Here is a 16045-nt window from a genome sequence, read left to right as displayed (position 1 = left end):
GGGCCCCGAGGACAGCTTTTCCACGAGTGTTAGGCGCAGCTTGTCGAGGCCTTCAGAAAGCTGGACGGAAATGCACCTTCCCGCGCCAGATGGTGGCGTCGAACAGCCCCATCATGCTTTGCCGCGAGGATTCGTCGAACTGGGTCGCGTGGCACATCGCGGCAGCCTTGGCGGCGGTGAGATCGGCGGGGGTGTAGCGCACCGTTTCGGTCAGAAGCGCGGGGTCGGTCTCGGCCCAGCCGGCCATCTGCGGCACCTTGGGCAGGGTGCCGGCAGGGATGCCGACATAGAGCAGGCGCGCGCGATATTGGTCGGCCAGCGATTGCAGGGCGGTCGTCACCTGCGCGCTCACCATGCGGTGGTCAGCATGGCCATAGCCGCCGTCCGGCCCCCAGGTCAGCACCAGCTGCGGGTCGACCTCGACATAGGCCTTCGCGAACTGGTTGAGAAAGCGCAGGGCGGGCGATTTCGGCGCCTGCGGGCTTTCGGCCAGCGTGCCGTCACCCAGCCCTTCAAGGAACCGTGCCTCGGCCCCCAGCGCATTCGCTGAACATTGCGCCTCCGCGCGGCGGATCGCGCCGAGCTGCGGCCCGCGAGCGAAGTCGGTCACCCCCGGCCCCTGATCGCCGAGTGTGGCGAAGACGATCGTCACCGCGCGCCCCTGCCGCGCCAGCGAGGCGATGGCGGGGGCCATGAACAGCTCGTCATCGGGGTGTGCGGCGACAACCAGCACCGCCTGTCGTTCGGGCGGGTTCTGGGCCTGCGCCGGGCCGATCGCCAGCCCGGCGAGCGCCATCATGGTAGCCTTGCGGATCATTGCGCGCCCCTCTCCTTGCGCGCGCGTCCTGCCACTAGTGCGAGCCGGTTGGCAAATCCTTTGCGCAGCCAGCCTTGGCGATTATGCATGTCCCCCATGAGCACCGAGATGATGATGAACCGCCTTGCCGAGCCCTTCGGCAGCATCCCCGACATCCTGATCGAATGGAGCCGCATCAAGGGCGATGACCTTGCGCTGGTGGACGACAGGCGCGAGGTCTACTGGGCGGAGCTGGTCGGCCTCATAGAGCGGCTGGCGGCGCGGCTGGTCGAGACGGGCCTGAAGCGCGGGCAATCGGTGGCGATCCTCGGCACTTCCACGGTCGAATATGCGCTGGTGTTTCTGGCCGCCGTGCGCGCCGGCGGGGTGGCTGCGCCGCTCACCACCAGCGCATCACCCGAACAGCTTGAAGGGATGGCCAAGGATTCGGGCGCGATCCACCTGTTCATCGATGCCGCGAAGGCGGCGGAACTGGGGCCGGATTTCATGGCCGATCTGATCCGCGTGCCACTGGAGAGCATCGACCAGTGGATGGCCCCTCCGGGCAGCCGCGCCCCGAACTTCGCGCCCGATCCGAAAGACCCGTTCAACATCATCTATTCCTCCGGCACCACCGGCATACCCAAGGGCATCATCCATTCGCACCAGATGCGCTGGCGGCAATTCGCCGCGACGGCTTTGAGCTATCTTGGCGCGGGGCTGGAAGTCCGCTCGCTCGCCTCGACCCCGCTCTATTCCAACACCACGATGGTCGCCTTCCTGCCGGCGCTGCTGGCAGGCGGCTGCGTGCGGGTGATGGGCAAATTCGATTGCGCCAGGTGGCTGGCCCATGCGCAGGCCGACCGCACCACCATCACCATGCTGGTGCCGGTGCAGTATCAGCGGCTGATGGATTTTGCCGGGTTCGACGACTTCGACCTTTCCAACCTCAAGCTCAAATATTGCACCTCTGCGCCCTTTTCTGCCGAATTGAAGCGCGAGGTCCTGCGGCGGATGCCGGGCGGCCTGATCGAGATCTATTCGATGACCGAAGGCGGGGTGGTTTGCCTGCTGGCGTGCCACGAATTTCCCGACAAGCTCCACACCGTCGGCCGCCCCGCGCCGGGAAGCGAGCTGAAGGTGCTCGACGACGCGGATCGCGAAGTCCCGCCCGGCACCCCCGGCAACCTCGTCGGCCGTAGCCAGACGATGATGAGCGGCTACCAGAACCAGCCCGAGAAGACGCGCGAGGGCTACTGGATCGATCCGGCCACCGGCGCGGTGTGGCAGCGGATGGGCGATATTGGCCGGGTGGATGCAGACGGCTTCGTCGAGCTGGTCGGCCGCGCCAAGGACATGATCATCTCGGGCGGATTCAACATCTATCCGAGCGATCTCGAAGCCGAACTGATGAAAGAGCCAGGCGTCGCCGAGGCCGCGGTGGTCGGCGTGCCCTCGCGCAAGTGGGGCGAAAGCCCGGTCGGCTTCGTGGTGCTCAAGGACGGTGCAGCCCACCCGGCCGCGATCATGGCCGCCACCAACGCCCGGCTCGGCAAGACCCAGCGCCTCGCCGCGCTCCACGCGATCGAGGAGATGCCGCGCAGCCACATCGGCAAGCTGCTCAAGAGCGAGCTGCGCGAGTGGGCTGCACGCTTGGGCGGCGTCGAATAGCCAGAGCCTGCATGTGACACGGCCCGGCTCCTGTCGTGAGGAACCGGGCCGCTAACAGCTGGTGTCCGGCGCGTGAGCGCTTACACGATGAACGTATTGAACGCGGTGCCGCTGATCGCAACCGCGAGTAACAGGGCAATCGCCTTTTCGCTGATTCTGGTCATGGTTTGATTCCCTTGCTTTCTTTTGGTTCGGGACCCGGTCCGACGAGGGAGAGAGGGGGGAGAGATCGCCGTCCGGTCAGGCGCATCATATGGGGTGTGGGGCGTAATTTTCAATCGCAGCGATGAACGAAAATGTTTCATCCTCCCAAGCCCGAATGTCGCGCCCCGCAACCGGCGCGCTGGCGGCGCGCCAGCCGCTGGAGACGCGGCCACCGATGATAGGGGGAGGAAGGGTGGCCGCGTCTCGCGTGCTGCTTGCCCTGCCATCAGCGGGAGGGCAGCCCGGCAGGGGCAGGAGGGCCAGAGGGGGGGAGGTGGCCGTCCGTGCCGGGTCAGGCAGGCTGACAGACCAGCCGTGTTCGGTCTGGTGCTGCTCTGCAATGCCCCACATGGGGAGCGCCAAGGAGGAGAGAGGGCCCGGCGCACATTGCGTGCCAGCTCTATGGTGTTCGAAACCATCGAACACAAATGATAAAACACCAATGTTTGTTGCATAATATGCAATTTAATTGGCGTCCTCAGACGCAAGCGGCCGCCGGATTGCTCCGACGGCCGCCCGGTTTTCAGGAAATTGGCGTGGCTCAGTTGGCCGCGATCGCACCGCCGCGACGCGCTTCGGCAGCGGCGACGCGTTCGACTTCGGCACGGGCCGCTACGCGAGCATCGGCCAGGCACTGCTCGTCGATGCGGGTGCGGCCAAAGGTGTAGCGCGCCGCGCCTGCGAACTGGCAGGCCTGGCGCAGCTTGGCGTCGATCCGCGCTTCGAGCGCGGCGCGGCCTTCGGCGCTCGTCAGGTCGACATCACCATAGGCGATACGCAGGGTGACGGTTTCGCTAGCCGGCGGAGCGGCAAGCGCCACGGCCGGGGCTGCGAGAGCGATCAGAGGAAGGATGAAACGCATGGATATTCTCCGAAGTTGAGAGGGTGTCTTGAGCATTGATGCCGTTGGTCGGCATTCGGTTGCTCTTTGCAACTATGGTGCAGCGCACAAGAGCGCTGTGCAAATGCGAAAAGAGCGAAAATGGTTCCAAAGATTGCAACCGAAAGACGCAAGAAATCCGGGAACCTCATGATATATCTGGAGAATAAATTGCTGCGCCGCAAAAACATCGATTGCGGTGCGGCGATGCTGGACAGCGCCGGGTGCGCTTCGTAATCCGCTGCCATGAGCGCGCACCCTTGGAGCCCTGCCCCGGGCGATTCCCCGCCCCACCAGAGCCACCCCGAATCGATCCTGATTGTCGACTTCGGGTCGCAAGTGACCCAGCTGATCGCACGCCGTGTGCGCGAGGCCGGAGTCTATTCCGAAATCGTCCCCTTCACCCAGGCCGAAGCCGCCTTCAGGCGGATGCGCCCCAAGGGCATCATCCTGTCAGGCTCACCCGCCAGCGTCCCCGAAGACGGCAGCCCCCGCGCGCCGCAGATGCTGTTCGATGCCGGCGTGCCGATCCTTGGCATCTGCTATGGACAGCAGGTGATGACGCATCAGCTGGGCGGCGAAGTGCGCCCTGGCCACGAGACGGGCGCCGAGGGATTGAGGGGCGGCGAATTCGGCCGCGCCTTCCTTACCGTCACCGCCGATTGCGCGCTGTTCGACGGGCTGTGGCAGGTGGGTGAGCGCCATCAGGTGTGGATGAGCCACGGCGACAAGGTCACCCGGTTTGCCCCGGGTTTCGAAATCGTCGCCACCTCCGACGGCGCGCCCTTCGCGGTGATCGCGGACGAGGCGCGGCGCTTCTACGGCACCCAGTTCCACCCCGAGGTGGTCCACACGCCCGACGGCGGCAGGCTGATCGCCAATTTCGTGCGCCATGTCTGCGGCCTCAGCGGCGACTGGACCATGGCCGAGTTTCGCAAGAACAAGATCGCCGAGATCCGTGCACAGGTGGGCGACAAGCGGGTGATCTGCGGGCTTTCGGGCGGGGTCGATTCGGCGGTGGCCGCGGTGCTGATCCACGAAGCGATCGGCGACCAGCTCACCTGCGTCTTCGTCGACCATGGCCTGATGCGCCTGAACGAGGCCGTTGAGGTCGTCACCTTGTTCCGCGATCACTACAACATCCCGCTGGTGCACGTGGAGGCGGAAGATCTGTTCCTCGGGGGCCTTAAAGGCCTCACCGACCCGGAAGCCAAGCGCAAGTTCATCGGCAAGACCTTCATCGACGTGTTCGAGGCCGAAGCAAAGAAGCTCGGCGGGGCGGATTTCCTCGCGCAGGGCACGCTCTATCCCGACGTGATCGAGTCCGTTTCCTTCACCGGCGGGCCTTCGGTGACGATCAAGAGCCACCACAATGTCGGCGGCCTGCCCGAGCGCATGAACATGGCGCTGGTCGAGCCGCTGCGCGAACTGTTCAAGGACGAGGTGCGCGAACTGGGGCGTGAACTGGGCCTGCCCGAGGCCTTCGTCGGTCGCCACCCCTTCCCCGGCCCTGGCCTGGCGATCCGCATTCCGGGCGAAGTCACCAAGGAACGCTGCAACATCCTGCGCAAGGCCGATGCGATCTATCTCGAGGAAATCCGCAACGCCGGCCTCTACGACGCGATTTGGCAGGCCTTTGCGGTGCTGCTGCCGGTCAAGACCGTGGGCGTGATGGGCGACGGGCGCACCTATGATTCGGTCTGCGCCCTGCGCGCGGTGACCTCGACCGACGGGATGACAGCCGATGTCTTCCCCTATGATGCCAGCTTTCTCACCCGCGTGGCGACCCGCATCGTCAACGAGGTCAAGGGGATCAATCGGGTGGTCTATGACTATACGTCGAAGCCGCCGGGGACGATCGAGTGGGAGTAGCTCAAGGCCCCCCTTCCGGCTGCCTCGCAAATCCTCTATCCATCCCGCCGCATCCTGTTCATCAAGGGTACTGCCTGTGACGAACCTGCCCCTGCTCGCCCCGCTTGCCGCCGCATTGGCGCTTGGTCTTACCGCCTGCGCCCAGCCCGCCGGCGACGCGCCCAAGAGCGGTGCTGCGGTGGAGGCCGCACCGGTTACGAGCGGCGCTTGGACGCTCGATCCGGCGGGTTCACGCCTCTCCTATGTCAGCATCAAGGCAGGCGAGATTGCCGAGGCCAACCGCTTCGATACGCTTTCCGGCAGCGTGTCCGCCGATGGCACCGCGAGCCTCGATATCGATCTCGCCTCGGTCAGCACCGGGGTCGATATCCGCAACGAGCGGATGCGCGAGATCTTCTTTCAGGTTGCCGAAAACCCCAAGGCAAGCGTGACCGCCAAACTCGACCCGGCGGCCTTTGCCGGCCTTGCCGTCGGCCAAACCCTGAACCGCCCGCTCAAGGCCACGGTGACGATCAAGGGCGCCTCCAGCGATATCGAGACCGACGTGCTCGTTACCCGCGTCGCGGATGACCGGGTGACCGTGGTGCCGACTGCGCCGGTCATTATCACCACCGATATGTTCGGCCTCACCGACGAACTGGGGGAACTGCGCGCGCTGGCGCAGCTGCCTTCGATCACGCCCGCCGTGCCGGTCACCTTCGCGCTCGCCTTCACCCGCAGCTGACGCGAACCTCGCCGCAATTGCAGCGATCTTGGGCCGGATCAAAGTCTTCCCGCGCCGGTGCGGTATGAATGATCGCGCCGGGCGGGCTGGGAGCGACTCGATCCCACCGCATCCCTTCCCCCGGTTGCCGCTTCTCGCCATAGAACAAGCCCTGACGCTACGGCACGCTAACCCGGCCCGCCCCTCTCAAAAGCGGACTTGAAAGGCGCACGCAAACCCGCTTGTGTCCCCGCCAAACACGGTTTTGACGGGAGAGGACACGCGCCATGAAGACCGCGATCACCGAAATGTTCGGCATCGAGCACCCCATCATCCAGGGCGGGATGCATTATGTGGGCTTTGCCGAGATGGCCGCTGCCGTCTCCAACGCCGGGGGTCTCGGGATCATCACCGGCCTGACGCAGGGCACTCCGGAAAAACTCGCCAATGAAATCGCGCGCTGCAAGGACATGACCGACAAGCCCTTCGGCGTGAACCTCACCATCCTGCCGACCCTGACCCCGCCCGACTATCCGGGCCTGGTCAAGGCGATCATCGACGGGGGCGTCAAGGTGGTCGAGACGGCGGGGCGCAACCCGATCGATCTGCTGCCGCCCCTGAAGGATGCGGGCATCAAGGTGATCCACAAGTGCACCTCGGTGCGCCATGCGCTTAAGGCGCAGGAGATCGGCTGTGATGCGGTGAGCGTCGACGGCTTCGAATGCGGTGGCCACCCGGGCGAGGATGACGTGCCCAACTTCATCCTGCTGCCGCGCGCGGCGGATGAGCTGGAGATACCCTTCGTCTCCTCCGGCGGCATGGCCGACGGGCGGAGCCTCGTGGCTTCGCTGGCGATGGGCGCGCAGGGGATGAACATGGGCACCCGCTTCATCGCCACCAAGGAAGCGCCGGTGCACGACAACGTGAAGCAGGCGATCCTTGCCGCGAGCGAACTCGACACCCGCCTGATCATGCGTCCGCTGCGCAACACCGAGCGCGTGTTGACCAATCCGGCGGTCGAACGCCTGATCGCCAAGGAGAAGGCGCTTGGCGATGCGATCACCTTCGAGGACATCGTCGAGGAAGTCGCGGGCGTCTATCCTTCGATCATGATCGAAGGCGACATGGACAAGGGCGCGTGGAGCTGCGGCATGGTGGCAGGCCTGATCCACGACATCCCGACCTGCAAGGAGCTGATCGACCGCATCATGCGTCAGGCCGAGGAGATCATCGCCCGGATGCAGGCCATGGCCCGCGCGTAAGCTAAGTAGGCACCCGCATTCCCGCCGCCACGGGAGTGCGCCATGCTTTCCCGCATGGACGCCCAGCCCGCGGTATCGGGCAAGGCGATTCGCACATCTGCCCGCAGACGAAGGTGGCTCCGGCGACAGTGCACCAGGCGGAGGGAGTAATGGTACTGCTAGTTGATCCGGCCGCCTTGGGCGGGTTTGCCGGCCTGCTTGCCGTCGCCAGCTGGGCGATCGGTCGTGTGCATGGCCCGCTGGCGGGCGAGAAGTGGCGCGATCATGGCGATACTCCCGCAGCCGCTCAGGCGGAGCCTGATTGCGCATCTGGGGATGCGCCGCCGCCCCTTGACGATCGGCTGGCCGCGGATCGCGCCGCACCCTGCCAGCAACAAGCGCTGGAGGAACGCTGCGCCGCGCTTGCGCTGCCTTTCACGCTGGCCGAGCTACACGCCGAAGCCAGCGCGATCCGCCGGGCGGCGCGGATCCTCGGCGATGTGCCGGAGGCGGATGCGCTGATCGTGCTCGATCGCCCGGCCCGGAGCGCAAGATGCCGCTTCATCGGCTTGAGCGGCATACCGACCTGTCCTGCCACGACCCGGCTGGCCTGTTCGCACGGGGATGGATGCGCGGCGCGGGCCGGACAGAACATGCCGGGCGCGCGTCATGTCATGCGCGATCCGGTATAGGCGAAGGCCGGTTCAGCCGGCCTTGTCGTCCTTCACGCGGGTGTAGGGCACGAAATCGTCGAAGAACACCGCGCCGGTGAAGAAGCCCAGCACCCGGTCGACCGTGGTCATCTGGTCGAGCTTGCACAGCTCGCTGGCGTTGAAGCGCTGGGTCACCAGCGCGTCGCTCTCGTCGATATCGCTGGGGTTGCGGGTGCGCTGGACATAGATCGTGTCGCCCCGCCCATAGACATAGGCGGTCTTCTCGATCGTCTGCATAGGCATGTTCGGGAAGGTCCGGATGCAGCGCACCGGTTCACCGGCAACGCGGCCTTCGAGCAGTTTGGCGAGGCGCTTTTCGCCCTTGGTCATGGGGGCGGCTTCGGCGCTGGTTTCGCCATCCTGCTTGCCCTGATCCTGCGCGGCGGCGGGCAGGGCGAAGGCGAGCGCGAGGGCCGCAGCAAGGCCGGCCATCACGCGGCGGGAAGGGGCAGACAGGTTCGACACGGGCGATTCTCCACAGCAGGTGCGCCGGCTCTTGCCAAAGCTAGGCTTAACCGCCGCTGAGCGGGAAGGCCGTCCGCGCCGGACTCGCCCCGGCCGAGATATCGGGCAGGGCGGCCTGATCGGCACCATCGGCCGGGCCGCCGCGCAGCACGAAGCGCCGGTCGCAATAGCCGCAATCGACATAGCCGTGCTCGTCGATTTCGAGGAACACGCGCGGATGGCCAAGCGCGGCCGGGCGAAAGCCCGCACCGCCGCGGATGCCGCTGGCCCCGTCGCAGCTCACGCGCCGCGTATCGACCAGCAGGACTTCGGGAGGGGCAATGCTCATGGCTGCTGCCGATACAGGGCGCGGCGCGCCAGTTCAATCGCCTTTGGCAAGGCCGCTTGCCGTTCATCTTCGGGCCTGTTGGAGACACATAAGACACGGTCCTGAAGCCAAAAACCCCTCCGCCCGGATCGCCGGGGCAAAGCGGGTGGCAGCAAGGGGCGCAGGCGCGCGATCACGCCGGCCAAGCTGCCACTGCCGCCGCGGGTGGGAAAGCGCGGCGAAGAATAACGGTTGCCCCGCCATGCCCGGCGCGATTAGGGCCAAGGCCATGCCATCCGAGCCCGCCATCCGCATCGACAACCTCGTCAAACGCTATGCCCCTGCCAAAGGCGCGAAGGGCAGTGTCATCGAGGGCAAGCTGGCGCTCGGCGGGGTGAGCTTCGAGGTGCCGGAGGGCGCGATCTTCGGGCTGCTCGGCCCCAATGGCGCGGGCAAGTCGACGCTGATCAACATTCTGGCGGGGCTGGTCAACAAGACCTCGGGCAGCGTCGAGATCTGGGGTTTCGACATCGACCGCGACCGGCGCAACGCCAGCCGCGCGATCGGCATCGTTCCGCAGGAGATCGTGTTCGATCCCTTCTTCACACCCTATGAGGTTCTGGAAAATCAGGCCGGCTTCTACGGCATCCCCGCCGCGCTCCGGCGCTCCGAGGCGCTGCTAGAGGCGGTGCGACTCGCCGACAAGCGTGATGCCTATGCCCGCTCCCTGTCGGGCGGGATGAAGCGGCGGCTGCTGGTGGCCAAGGCGATGGTGCACGCGCCGCCGATCCTCGTGCTCGATGAACCCACCGCGGGCGTCGATGTCGATCTGCGCCGCCAATTGTGGGAACTGGTGAGCCAACTCAACCGCGAAGGCGTGACCGTGGTGCTCACCACCCATTATCTCGAAGAGGCCGAGGAGTTGTGCGACCGCATCGCGATCATCAACCATGGCCGCCTGATCGCCAACAAGCCGACCCGCGAACTGGTCGACATGGCGCGCGAGAAGATCGTCGCGGTCACCGCCGCCGCCGATCTCGCTGCGGCCCCGGCGCACCCTGATTTCGGGCGGGTGCAATGGGATGGGGCGCGCGGGGTAGAGGTCACCTATGACAAGGACCGCCTGAGCGCCGGACAGGTGCTGGCGATCCTGCAGGAGCAGGGCGTCACCATCGCGGATGTCACCACCCGCGAGGCCGATCTGGAGGACGTGTTCGTGCAGCTGACGGCGAGCGCGGGCTGATCAATCCTTGCGCCGGCGCCACTTGCCTTGCCCGATTCGCACGATCGGCGCGCCGCAATGGCGGCAATGGCCGACATATCGCCTGCCGTCCCACGTGACTTCGCGCCGCACCGGCTGGTGCCGATCGAAGGTGCAATGGACAAAGGAAATGAAGGACATGGACCAGGTGTCCTGATGCAGACCAGAAAGACGATTTCGGTTATTGGACGGCCGCGCCCCTCTGCCAGCCTCCGGGCACTGGCCTGTGCCAGTCGTCTGACATGCCACGCCATGAACCACGGTGCCAGCTCGGGACTTAGGGAATATCTCTTACTCCCAGGTGACAGGTCAAGGCGCTTGCGGCAGGGTGATTTGCCCGTCATGCAAGAGGATGGCGAGAGAGGATAGAATGGCTGAAGCGCATGACGTGCTGGTGATCGGCTCGGGCGCGGCAGGACTGACGGCGGCGCTGGCGCTGGCCGAAACCCGGCGGGTGCTGGTGCTGGCAAAGGGCTCGCTCACCGGCGGATCGACCGCCTGGGCGCAGGGCGGGATCGCCGCCGTGCTCGATGCGGGTGACACTTTCGAGGATCACATCCGCGACACGATGATCGCCGGTGCGGGCCTGAATGACCGCGCAACGGTGGAATTCGTGATCGAACGCGCCCCCGCCTCGATCGACCGGCTGTGCGCGCTGGGCGTACCGTTCAACCGCGATGCCGATGCGCTGCACCTCACCCGCGAGGGCGGCCATTCGCACCGTCGCATCGTCCATGTCGACGATGCGACCGGCTGGGCGGTGCAATCGGCGCTGCTCAAGGCAGCCGAGGCCAATCCCAACATCACCCTGCTGCCGGGGCGCACCTGCATCGACTTCATCACCGATCGCCACCGCGAGCAGTTCTCGGCCGCCGGTCGCGTCTGGGGGGCCTATGCCCTCGACGAGGCCACCGGGCGGGTCGAACGCCATGTCGCCCGCGCCACCGTCCTCGCCACCGGCGGCGCGGGGCGCGTGTATCAGTTCTCTACCGCGCCGCGCGGCGCCACGGGCGACGGCATCGCGATGGCCTGGCGCGCGGGCGCGCGCGTTTCCAACATGGAAATGATGCAGTTCCACCCGACCTGCCTCTACCATCTGGAAGTCAAGAACTTCCTCATCACCGAGGCGGTGCGCGGCGAAGGCGGGCGGCTGATCAACCCGCGCACCGGCAAGCGCTTCATGACCTTCTACGATCCCGAACGCATGGAGCTTGCCCCGCGCGACGTGGTCGCCCGCGCGATCGACGCCGAGATCAAGCGCTTCGGCCTCGACTATGTCCATCTCGACATCAGCCATGCAGACCCGGACTTCGTGCGCGGGCATTTCCCCACCATCCACGAAAAGCTGATGGGCCTGGGCATCGACATGACGCGCCAGCCGATCCCGGTCGTCCCCGCGCAGCACTATACCTGCGGCGGGGTGGTGGTGGATTTGCATGCGCGCACCGATGTGCCCGGCCTGTGGGCGGCGGGCGAGTGCACCGAAAGCGGCCTCCACGGCGCGAACCGGCTGGCGTCCAATTCCCTGCTCGAATGCTTCGTCTTCGGCGAGGCCGCGGCGCAGGACATTCTCGCGCGCTGGGACACGTTGGAGGCGCCCCCTGCAATCCTGCCGTGGGACGAAAGCCGCGTGACCGATTCCGACGAGGAAGTCGTCATCAAGCAGAACTGGACCGAAATCCGCCGATTCATGTGGAACTATGTCGGCATCGTGCGCACCACCAAGCGGCTGGAGCGCGCGGCGAGCCGGATCGAACTGCTGAAGCGCGAGGTCCACGAATATTACAGCGCCTTCCGGGTGACGACCGACCTGATCGAACTCAGAAACCTGCTGCAATCGGCCGAGCTGATCGTGAAAAGCGCCCTCGCCCGCAAGGAGAGCCGGGGGCTGCATTACACGCTCGATTACCCTGAACAGGCCGCCGAGGCGAAGGATACGGTGCTGGTGCCGTGATGCTGCGTCTGGAACCGGTCGGTCGGGCGGCGGTTCATCCAGCGCTGGCTGGCCGAATGAGCGGGCCGAAAGCGAAGGGCGTAGCGACGCAAGCTTTCCTGTATCTGGCCGGATGGGCCGCGCTCGCTGCTACCCCCCTCGCCGGGCAGGAACCTGCCCCCGCCGAATCCGACAACGCCCCAGAAAAGGCCCCAGAAAACGGCATCGTCGTTACCGCCCAGCGTTCCGGCGCGCCGATGTGGATTGTCGAGACGCCCAGCGGCAGCGTCATCCTTGTCGGCGAGATCCGGGCTATCCCCAAGACCACCCCGTGGCAGCCCGCGCGGCTCGAGGAGGCGACCCGCGCGGCCGACCGCGTGATCCTCGGCGCGCGACCCAGGATTTCACCCGGCGATGTCCTGCGGCTGATGTTCTCCGGCGGCAAGCTCACCAAGCTGCCCGACAAGACTGTGGCGCGCGACTACCTGACATCGGCGCAATGGCAGCGTCTGGCGATGCTGGGCGAAGCGCATAAGGAAGACTACGCCCGCCAGTCCTTCCTGCTCACCGCCTTCGAGATGCTGCGCAAGCAGCTGCGCTTCAACCGCGACACCACGCGCGATGCCTCGGACGTGGTCAAGGACGCGGCCGAGAAGGCCGATGTGCCGATCACCCGCGCCGCCACGCTGCGGGGCGAGGATGTGATCGACAATCTGTTCGACGCGCCCCCCACCGCCCACATCCCTTGCCTCGTCGCGGCGATGGATGCGGTCGAGGCTGGCCCGCAAATCGTCGAGGCGCGCGCGGCCAACTGGCGGCGCTTCAAGATTCCCGCCGTGATGCACAACCCGCTCGAAAGCGCGCTCGGCCAATGCTGGCCCTGGGCGGACGAGACTTTGGGCAGCGAACTCAGGACCATCTGGGTCGAACGCATCGCCGAAGCAAGCGCCGCGAAGGGCACCACTTTGGCCGTGGTTCCCTTGCGGGTGCTGGCGGAACGCGGCGGAGTGCTTGACCAATTGGCCGCGCGCGGCTTCGATATTGCCGGACCCGCGTGGAAATAGCCGCGCAGGCGTGAGAGGAACCATAACGCCCATGCCCACCGTCACCACCCCCAACACCAAGATCGACATCTTCTACGAGGATCACGGGAACCCCGCGCACGAGGCGATCCTGCTGGTGATGGGCCTCGGCGCGCAGCTGACGCTGTGGCCGGACGAGCTGGTCGAGGCGCTGGTGAGCGAGGGCTTCCGCGTGATCCGCTACGACAACCGCGACATCGGCCTGAGCCAGAAGATGGAAGGCGCCCGCGCCCCCTCGTTGCCGATCCAGCTGCTGCGCAAGAAGATCGGCTTTCCGGCCAAGGTGCCCTACACCCTCACCGACATGGCGCATGACGGGATCGGCCTGCTCGATGCGCTGGATATCGCGCGCGCACACGTGGTCGGCGCCTCGATGGGCGGGATGATTGCCCAGCTGATGGCGGTACATTTCCCCGAGCGGCTGATGAGCTTGACCTCGATCATGTCGACCACGGGCAACCCCAAGCTGCCGCCGGCCGAGAAGCACGCGATGCAGGCGCTCGTCGCGCCGATCACCAGCATGGATGAGGAAAGCCTCGTCGCCCACGGGCTGAATATCGCGCGGAACATCGGCAGTCCGGGCTTCCCCTTCGATCCGCAGGTGCAGCGCGAGCGGGTGCTGCGCAACATTCGCCGCTCGGTCTATCCCGCTGGCCTGCCGCGCCAGCTCGCCGCGATCATCGACGACGGTTGCCGCCGCGCGCGCCTCGCCAAGGTGCGCACCCCGACACTGGTGCTGCACGGCGAGGATGATCCGCTGGTGAAGGTCGAGGCAGGCGAGGATACCGCGCGGCACATCGCGGGCGCGCGGCTGGTGACGATCCCCGGGTGGGGCCACGACATTCCGCAAGCGCTGGTCCCGCGCCTCGCCAGCGAGATCGTCGCCCACGCGCGCGGCAGGTAGAGCACGGCCGCGCCGCGGGGCCTGTCAGACCGCGCGGACCGGGATCGCCGGGGGCGCCGGTGGCGGGCGCCTATCCCACGTCCTGCCGCAGCCGCAGGCGGGCGCGGCATTGCCGGTCACTGGACGCGCGCCCGGAAGCGGATCGTGAAGCTGGGCTGGCTGGTGCCGCTCGTTGCGGCGTTCATGCGCCCGCCCGGGGTGATGCGGATCGCCCGGACATTGGGATCGAACGGGCCGACCGGGGTATAGGTGAACGGCCCGGCCCCGCCAGGGCTGGAGGAGAAAGCCACCATCGTTGCCGGATTGAAGCTCGACAGCCCGCTGCTGGGCGAACCATTGGTGAAGGTCACCGGAGTTCCGGTCGCAAAGGCCATTTCGGCCGGCATGATATCGGTGATGATCACCGAGTTGTTGTCGGGGCGCGCCACCCCGACATTGCGCACGGTAATCGCATATTCGACGATCGCGCCGGGAATCAGCTTGGGATTGGTCGTGCCATTGACCGGATCGGAGATCACCGTGCTCGACTTGTCGACCACCAGCTCGGCGGTGCTGCTGCGCGTGTTGGTGATGGTGCAGACGATCACGTCGCCGGGGCGCGGCGTTACCGTCCCGCCCACCGCGGTCGGCAGCACGGTGGGCGAACCGCTGGCGCTGTTGGTGCAGGCCATGACGGCATCGTAATTGGCAAGGCTCGTGGTTCCGGCAGCGACTTCGTCGAGGCGGTAGGCCGTGCCGGAGGTGACCTGCACCGGCCCGGTATCGCCATTGCTGATCGTGCCGCTCGATCCGGTGGTCGTGCGGCTGGCGATGATGGTTTCGCCGTCGCGGATGCGGATGGTGAACTGGTCGCCGGAAAAGCGCCGGCCGCCGCTGCCGAGCAGCTTGCGCAATTGCAACCGGGGCTGTGCGCCGACGGTGAAGGTGCACACCAGATACTCGCCAAACTGGAGCTGGCCGATGTTGGCGCCGGTGGTTGCCAGACCATCCGGAAGGCCTGGCCGGGTCGCGCCGGCGGTGTTCACGCAGGTTAGGCTGCTGGCATAGGCCGACAGCGGGCTGACGCTGCCCGGCGCCATGTTGAGCGCGAGGCTGAGCGGCACACCCGCGGCCATGTTGAGCGGCGCGACGGTGAAGGGGCCGCCGCTGCTGCCGCTGGTGGTCCCGCCACTCAGCGTCGCGCCGGTGGTGTTCGAGGTGATAAGGTATTGCAGCTGGTCGGCGCTGTTGACACGCGCCCCGATGATCTGGGTTTCCAGCCGGATCGTTGCAAAGCGGATCGCGAACATCACCCCCTGCAGGCCGCCCGCTTGGGTCTCCACCGTCACGCTGGTGGGACTGTTGCTGGCGAGGATATAGGCCCCGACCGTGCCCGAACGCCCGGTGATGGCGACATTGCCGGTGCCGACCCCGTCAATCGGCGGGAAGTTCGATCCGCTGATCGGATTGACCGAATCGAGCAATTGCCACGCGCCGCCATTGGTCGAAAGCCGCAGGGCCTCGCCCTGGTTGCTCGATTCGGCATCGGCCACCACAAAGGAATAGACCGTCGCGCTCGCGCCCGCTGGCGGGATGACGGTGATGTTCGACAAAGTGATGGTGCGCGTGCCGGCGCTGGCGGTGTAGAGCACTGGGCGGCCCGGAATGCCGATGAAGGCGGTATTGCCGATCGCGGCGCCGCTCCACGACGGAGCAGCGACGGCGTTGTAGGCCGTGGTTGTCCCCGTCACCCGAGCGTTGAAGCTCAGCACCGAGCCATCGGGCAGAGTAAAGCTGAGGTTCTGGCCCGCCGCGCTGCGCGCGGCGGCGTCGTTGTAACTGGCAAGGTTGAGCCAGCAATAGGTCTGCCAGCTGGCCGGAGCCGTGCCCTGCGTGGCCGCCTGCCCGCAGTTCTGCGCCATTGCCGCCGGGCTCCACATCAGCGCGCACAGCAGCGCCATCGCAGCCAGCAACCGGCGGACACATGGCAGGGAGCAGGCCATGCGCCGGGCATAGCGCTTTATGGTTAAGACG

15 protein-coding genes are annotated in these 16045 nt (G+C 66.5%); 9 read left to right on the top strand and 6 right to left on the bottom strand.

Going from position 1 to position 16045, the window contains the following annotated elements:
* Nucleotides 1-52: 52 nt before the first annotated feature.
* A complete protein-coding gene (locus tag BZF61_RS10790; protein ID WP_086619193.1) occupies nucleotides 53-817 on the bottom strand; it encodes a PIG-L family deacetylase in 765 nt (254 codons plus the stop codon).
* Nucleotides 818-904: 87 nt separating this feature from the next.
* Here BZF61_RS10790 and BZF61_RS10785 point away from each other — a divergent pair, with 87 nt between their 5' ends.
* Nucleotides 905-2467, top strand: coding sequence for a class I adenylate-forming enzyme family protein (locus BZF61_RS10785; protein WP_086619191.1), 1563 nt, complete (start codon nucleotides 905-907; stop codon nucleotides 2465-2467).
* Between the two features lie 745 nt (nucleotides 2468-3212).
* Here BZF61_RS10785 and BZF61_RS10780 read toward each other — a convergent pair.
* On the bottom strand, nucleotides 3213-3533 hold the full coding sequence (locus BZF61_RS10780; RefSeq protein WP_158094094.1) for a UrcA family protein: 321 nt from the start codon (nucleotides 3531-3533) through the stop codon (nucleotides 3213-3215).
* A 264-nt stretch (nucleotides 3534-3797) separates the two neighbouring features.
* On the opposite strand from BZF61_RS10780, the gene guaA reads away from it, so the two are divergent.
* The 4 genes from guaA to BZF61_RS10760 all read left to right on the top strand — a co-directional run bounded on the left by guaA (nucleotide 3798) and on the right by BZF61_RS10760 (nucleotide 8059).
* On the top strand, nucleotides 3798-5423 hold the full coding sequence (gene guaA / locus BZF61_RS10775; RefSeq protein WP_086619188.1) for a glutamine-hydrolyzing GMP synthase: 1626 nt from the start codon (nucleotides 3798-3800) through the stop codon (nucleotides 5421-5423).
* Between the two features lie 76 nt (nucleotides 5424-5499).
* Nucleotides 5500-6147, top strand: a complete 648-nt coding sequence (locus BZF61_RS10770) for a YceI family protein (RefSeq protein ID WP_086619187.1) — start codon at nucleotides 5500-5502, stop codon at nucleotides 6145-6147.
* Nucleotides 6148-6413: 266 nt separating this feature from the next.
* Nucleotides 6414-7388, top strand: a complete 975-nt coding sequence (locus BZF61_RS10765; protein ID WP_086619186.1) for an NAD(P)H-dependent flavin oxidoreductase — start codon at nucleotides 6414-6416, stop codon at nucleotides 7386-7388.
* 149 nt (nucleotides 7389-7537) lie between these two features.
* On the top strand, nucleotides 7538-8059 hold the full coding sequence (locus BZF61_RS10760; RefSeq protein WP_143737014.1) for a hypothetical protein: 522 nt from the start codon (nucleotides 7538-7540) through the stop codon (nucleotides 8057-8059).
* A 12-nt stretch (nucleotides 8060-8071) separates the two neighbouring features.
* Here BZF61_RS10760 and BZF61_RS10755 read toward each other — a convergent pair whose 3' ends face one another.
* Together BZF61_RS10755 and BZF61_RS10750 are read right to left on the bottom strand one after the other, a co-directional pair.
* Entirely contained in the window at nucleotides 8072-8545 is a 474-nt protein-coding gene (locus BZF61_RS10755; RefSeq protein WP_143737012.1) for a hypothetical protein, read from the bottom strand.
* 46 nt (nucleotides 8546-8591) lie between these two features.
* Nucleotides 8592-8873 (bottom strand): zinc-finger domain-containing protein, encoded by a 282-nt coding sequence (locus tag BZF61_RS10750; RefSeq protein WP_086619182.1) that lies wholly within the window; start codon nucleotides 8871-8873, stop codon nucleotides 8592-8594.
* 268 nt (nucleotides 8874-9141) lie between these two features.
* Between BZF61_RS10750 and BZF61_RS10745 the strand changes: the two genes are divergently transcribed.
* The gene (locus tag BZF61_RS10745) at nucleotides 9142-10095 is read left to right on the top strand and encodes an ABC transporter ATP-binding protein (protein ID WP_086619180.1); all 954 of its coding nucleotides are present in this window, start codon (nucleotides 9142-9144) and stop codon (nucleotides 10093-10095) included.
* Here the strand turns inward: BZF61_RS10745 and BZF61_RS15775 are convergent, their stop codons facing one another.
* Nucleotides 10096-10254: a hypothetical protein gene (locus tag BZF61_RS15775; protein ID WP_158094093.1), complete on the bottom strand. Its 159-nt coding sequence runs from the start codon at nucleotides 10252-10254 to the stop codon at nucleotides 10096-10098.
* Nucleotides 10255-10483: 229 nt separating this feature from the next.
* On the opposite strand from BZF61_RS15775, the gene nadB reads away from it, so the two are divergent.
* Genes nadB through BZF61_RS10730 form a run of 3 tightly spaced genes read left to right on the top strand, consistent with a single transcriptional unit; the run spans nucleotide 10484 to nucleotide 14032 of the window.
* A complete protein-coding gene (gene nadB, locus BZF61_RS10740) occupies nucleotides 10484-12067 on the top strand; it encodes an L-aspartate oxidase (RefSeq protein WP_245804595.1) in 1584 nt (527 codons plus the stop codon).
* Nucleotides 12067-13110, top strand: a complete 1044-nt coding sequence (locus BZF61_RS10735) for a TraB/GumN family protein (protein ID WP_245804603.1) — start codon at nucleotides 12067-12069, stop codon at nucleotides 13108-13110. The genes nadB and BZF61_RS10735 overlap by 1 nt, the downstream gene beginning before the upstream one ends.
* Before the next feature lie 31 nt (nucleotides 13111-13141).
* The gene (locus tag BZF61_RS10730) at nucleotides 13142-14032 is read left to right on the top strand and encodes an alpha/beta fold hydrolase (protein ID WP_086619176.1); all 891 of its coding nucleotides are present in this window, start codon (nucleotides 13142-13144) and stop codon (nucleotides 14030-14032) included.
* 116 nt (nucleotides 14033-14148) lie between these two features.
* On the opposite strand, the gene BZF61_RS16010 is transcribed toward BZF61_RS10730, so the two are convergent.
* Nucleotides 14149-15972: a CshA/CshB family fibrillar adhesin-related protein gene (locus BZF61_RS16010; RefSeq protein ID WP_245804594.1), complete on the bottom strand. Its 1824-nt coding sequence runs from the start codon at nucleotides 15970-15972 to the stop codon at nucleotides 14149-14151.
* Between the last annotated feature and the right edge of the window lie 73 nt (nucleotides 15973-16045).

It is taken from the genome of Erythrobacter tepidarius, from assembly GCF_002155695.1.
Classification (GTDB): domain Bacteria; phylum Pseudomonadota; class Alphaproteobacteria; order Sphingomonadales; family Sphingomonadaceae; genus Erythrobacter; species Erythrobacter tepidarius.
This window is presented reverse-complemented; position numbering and strand designations above follow the sequence as displayed.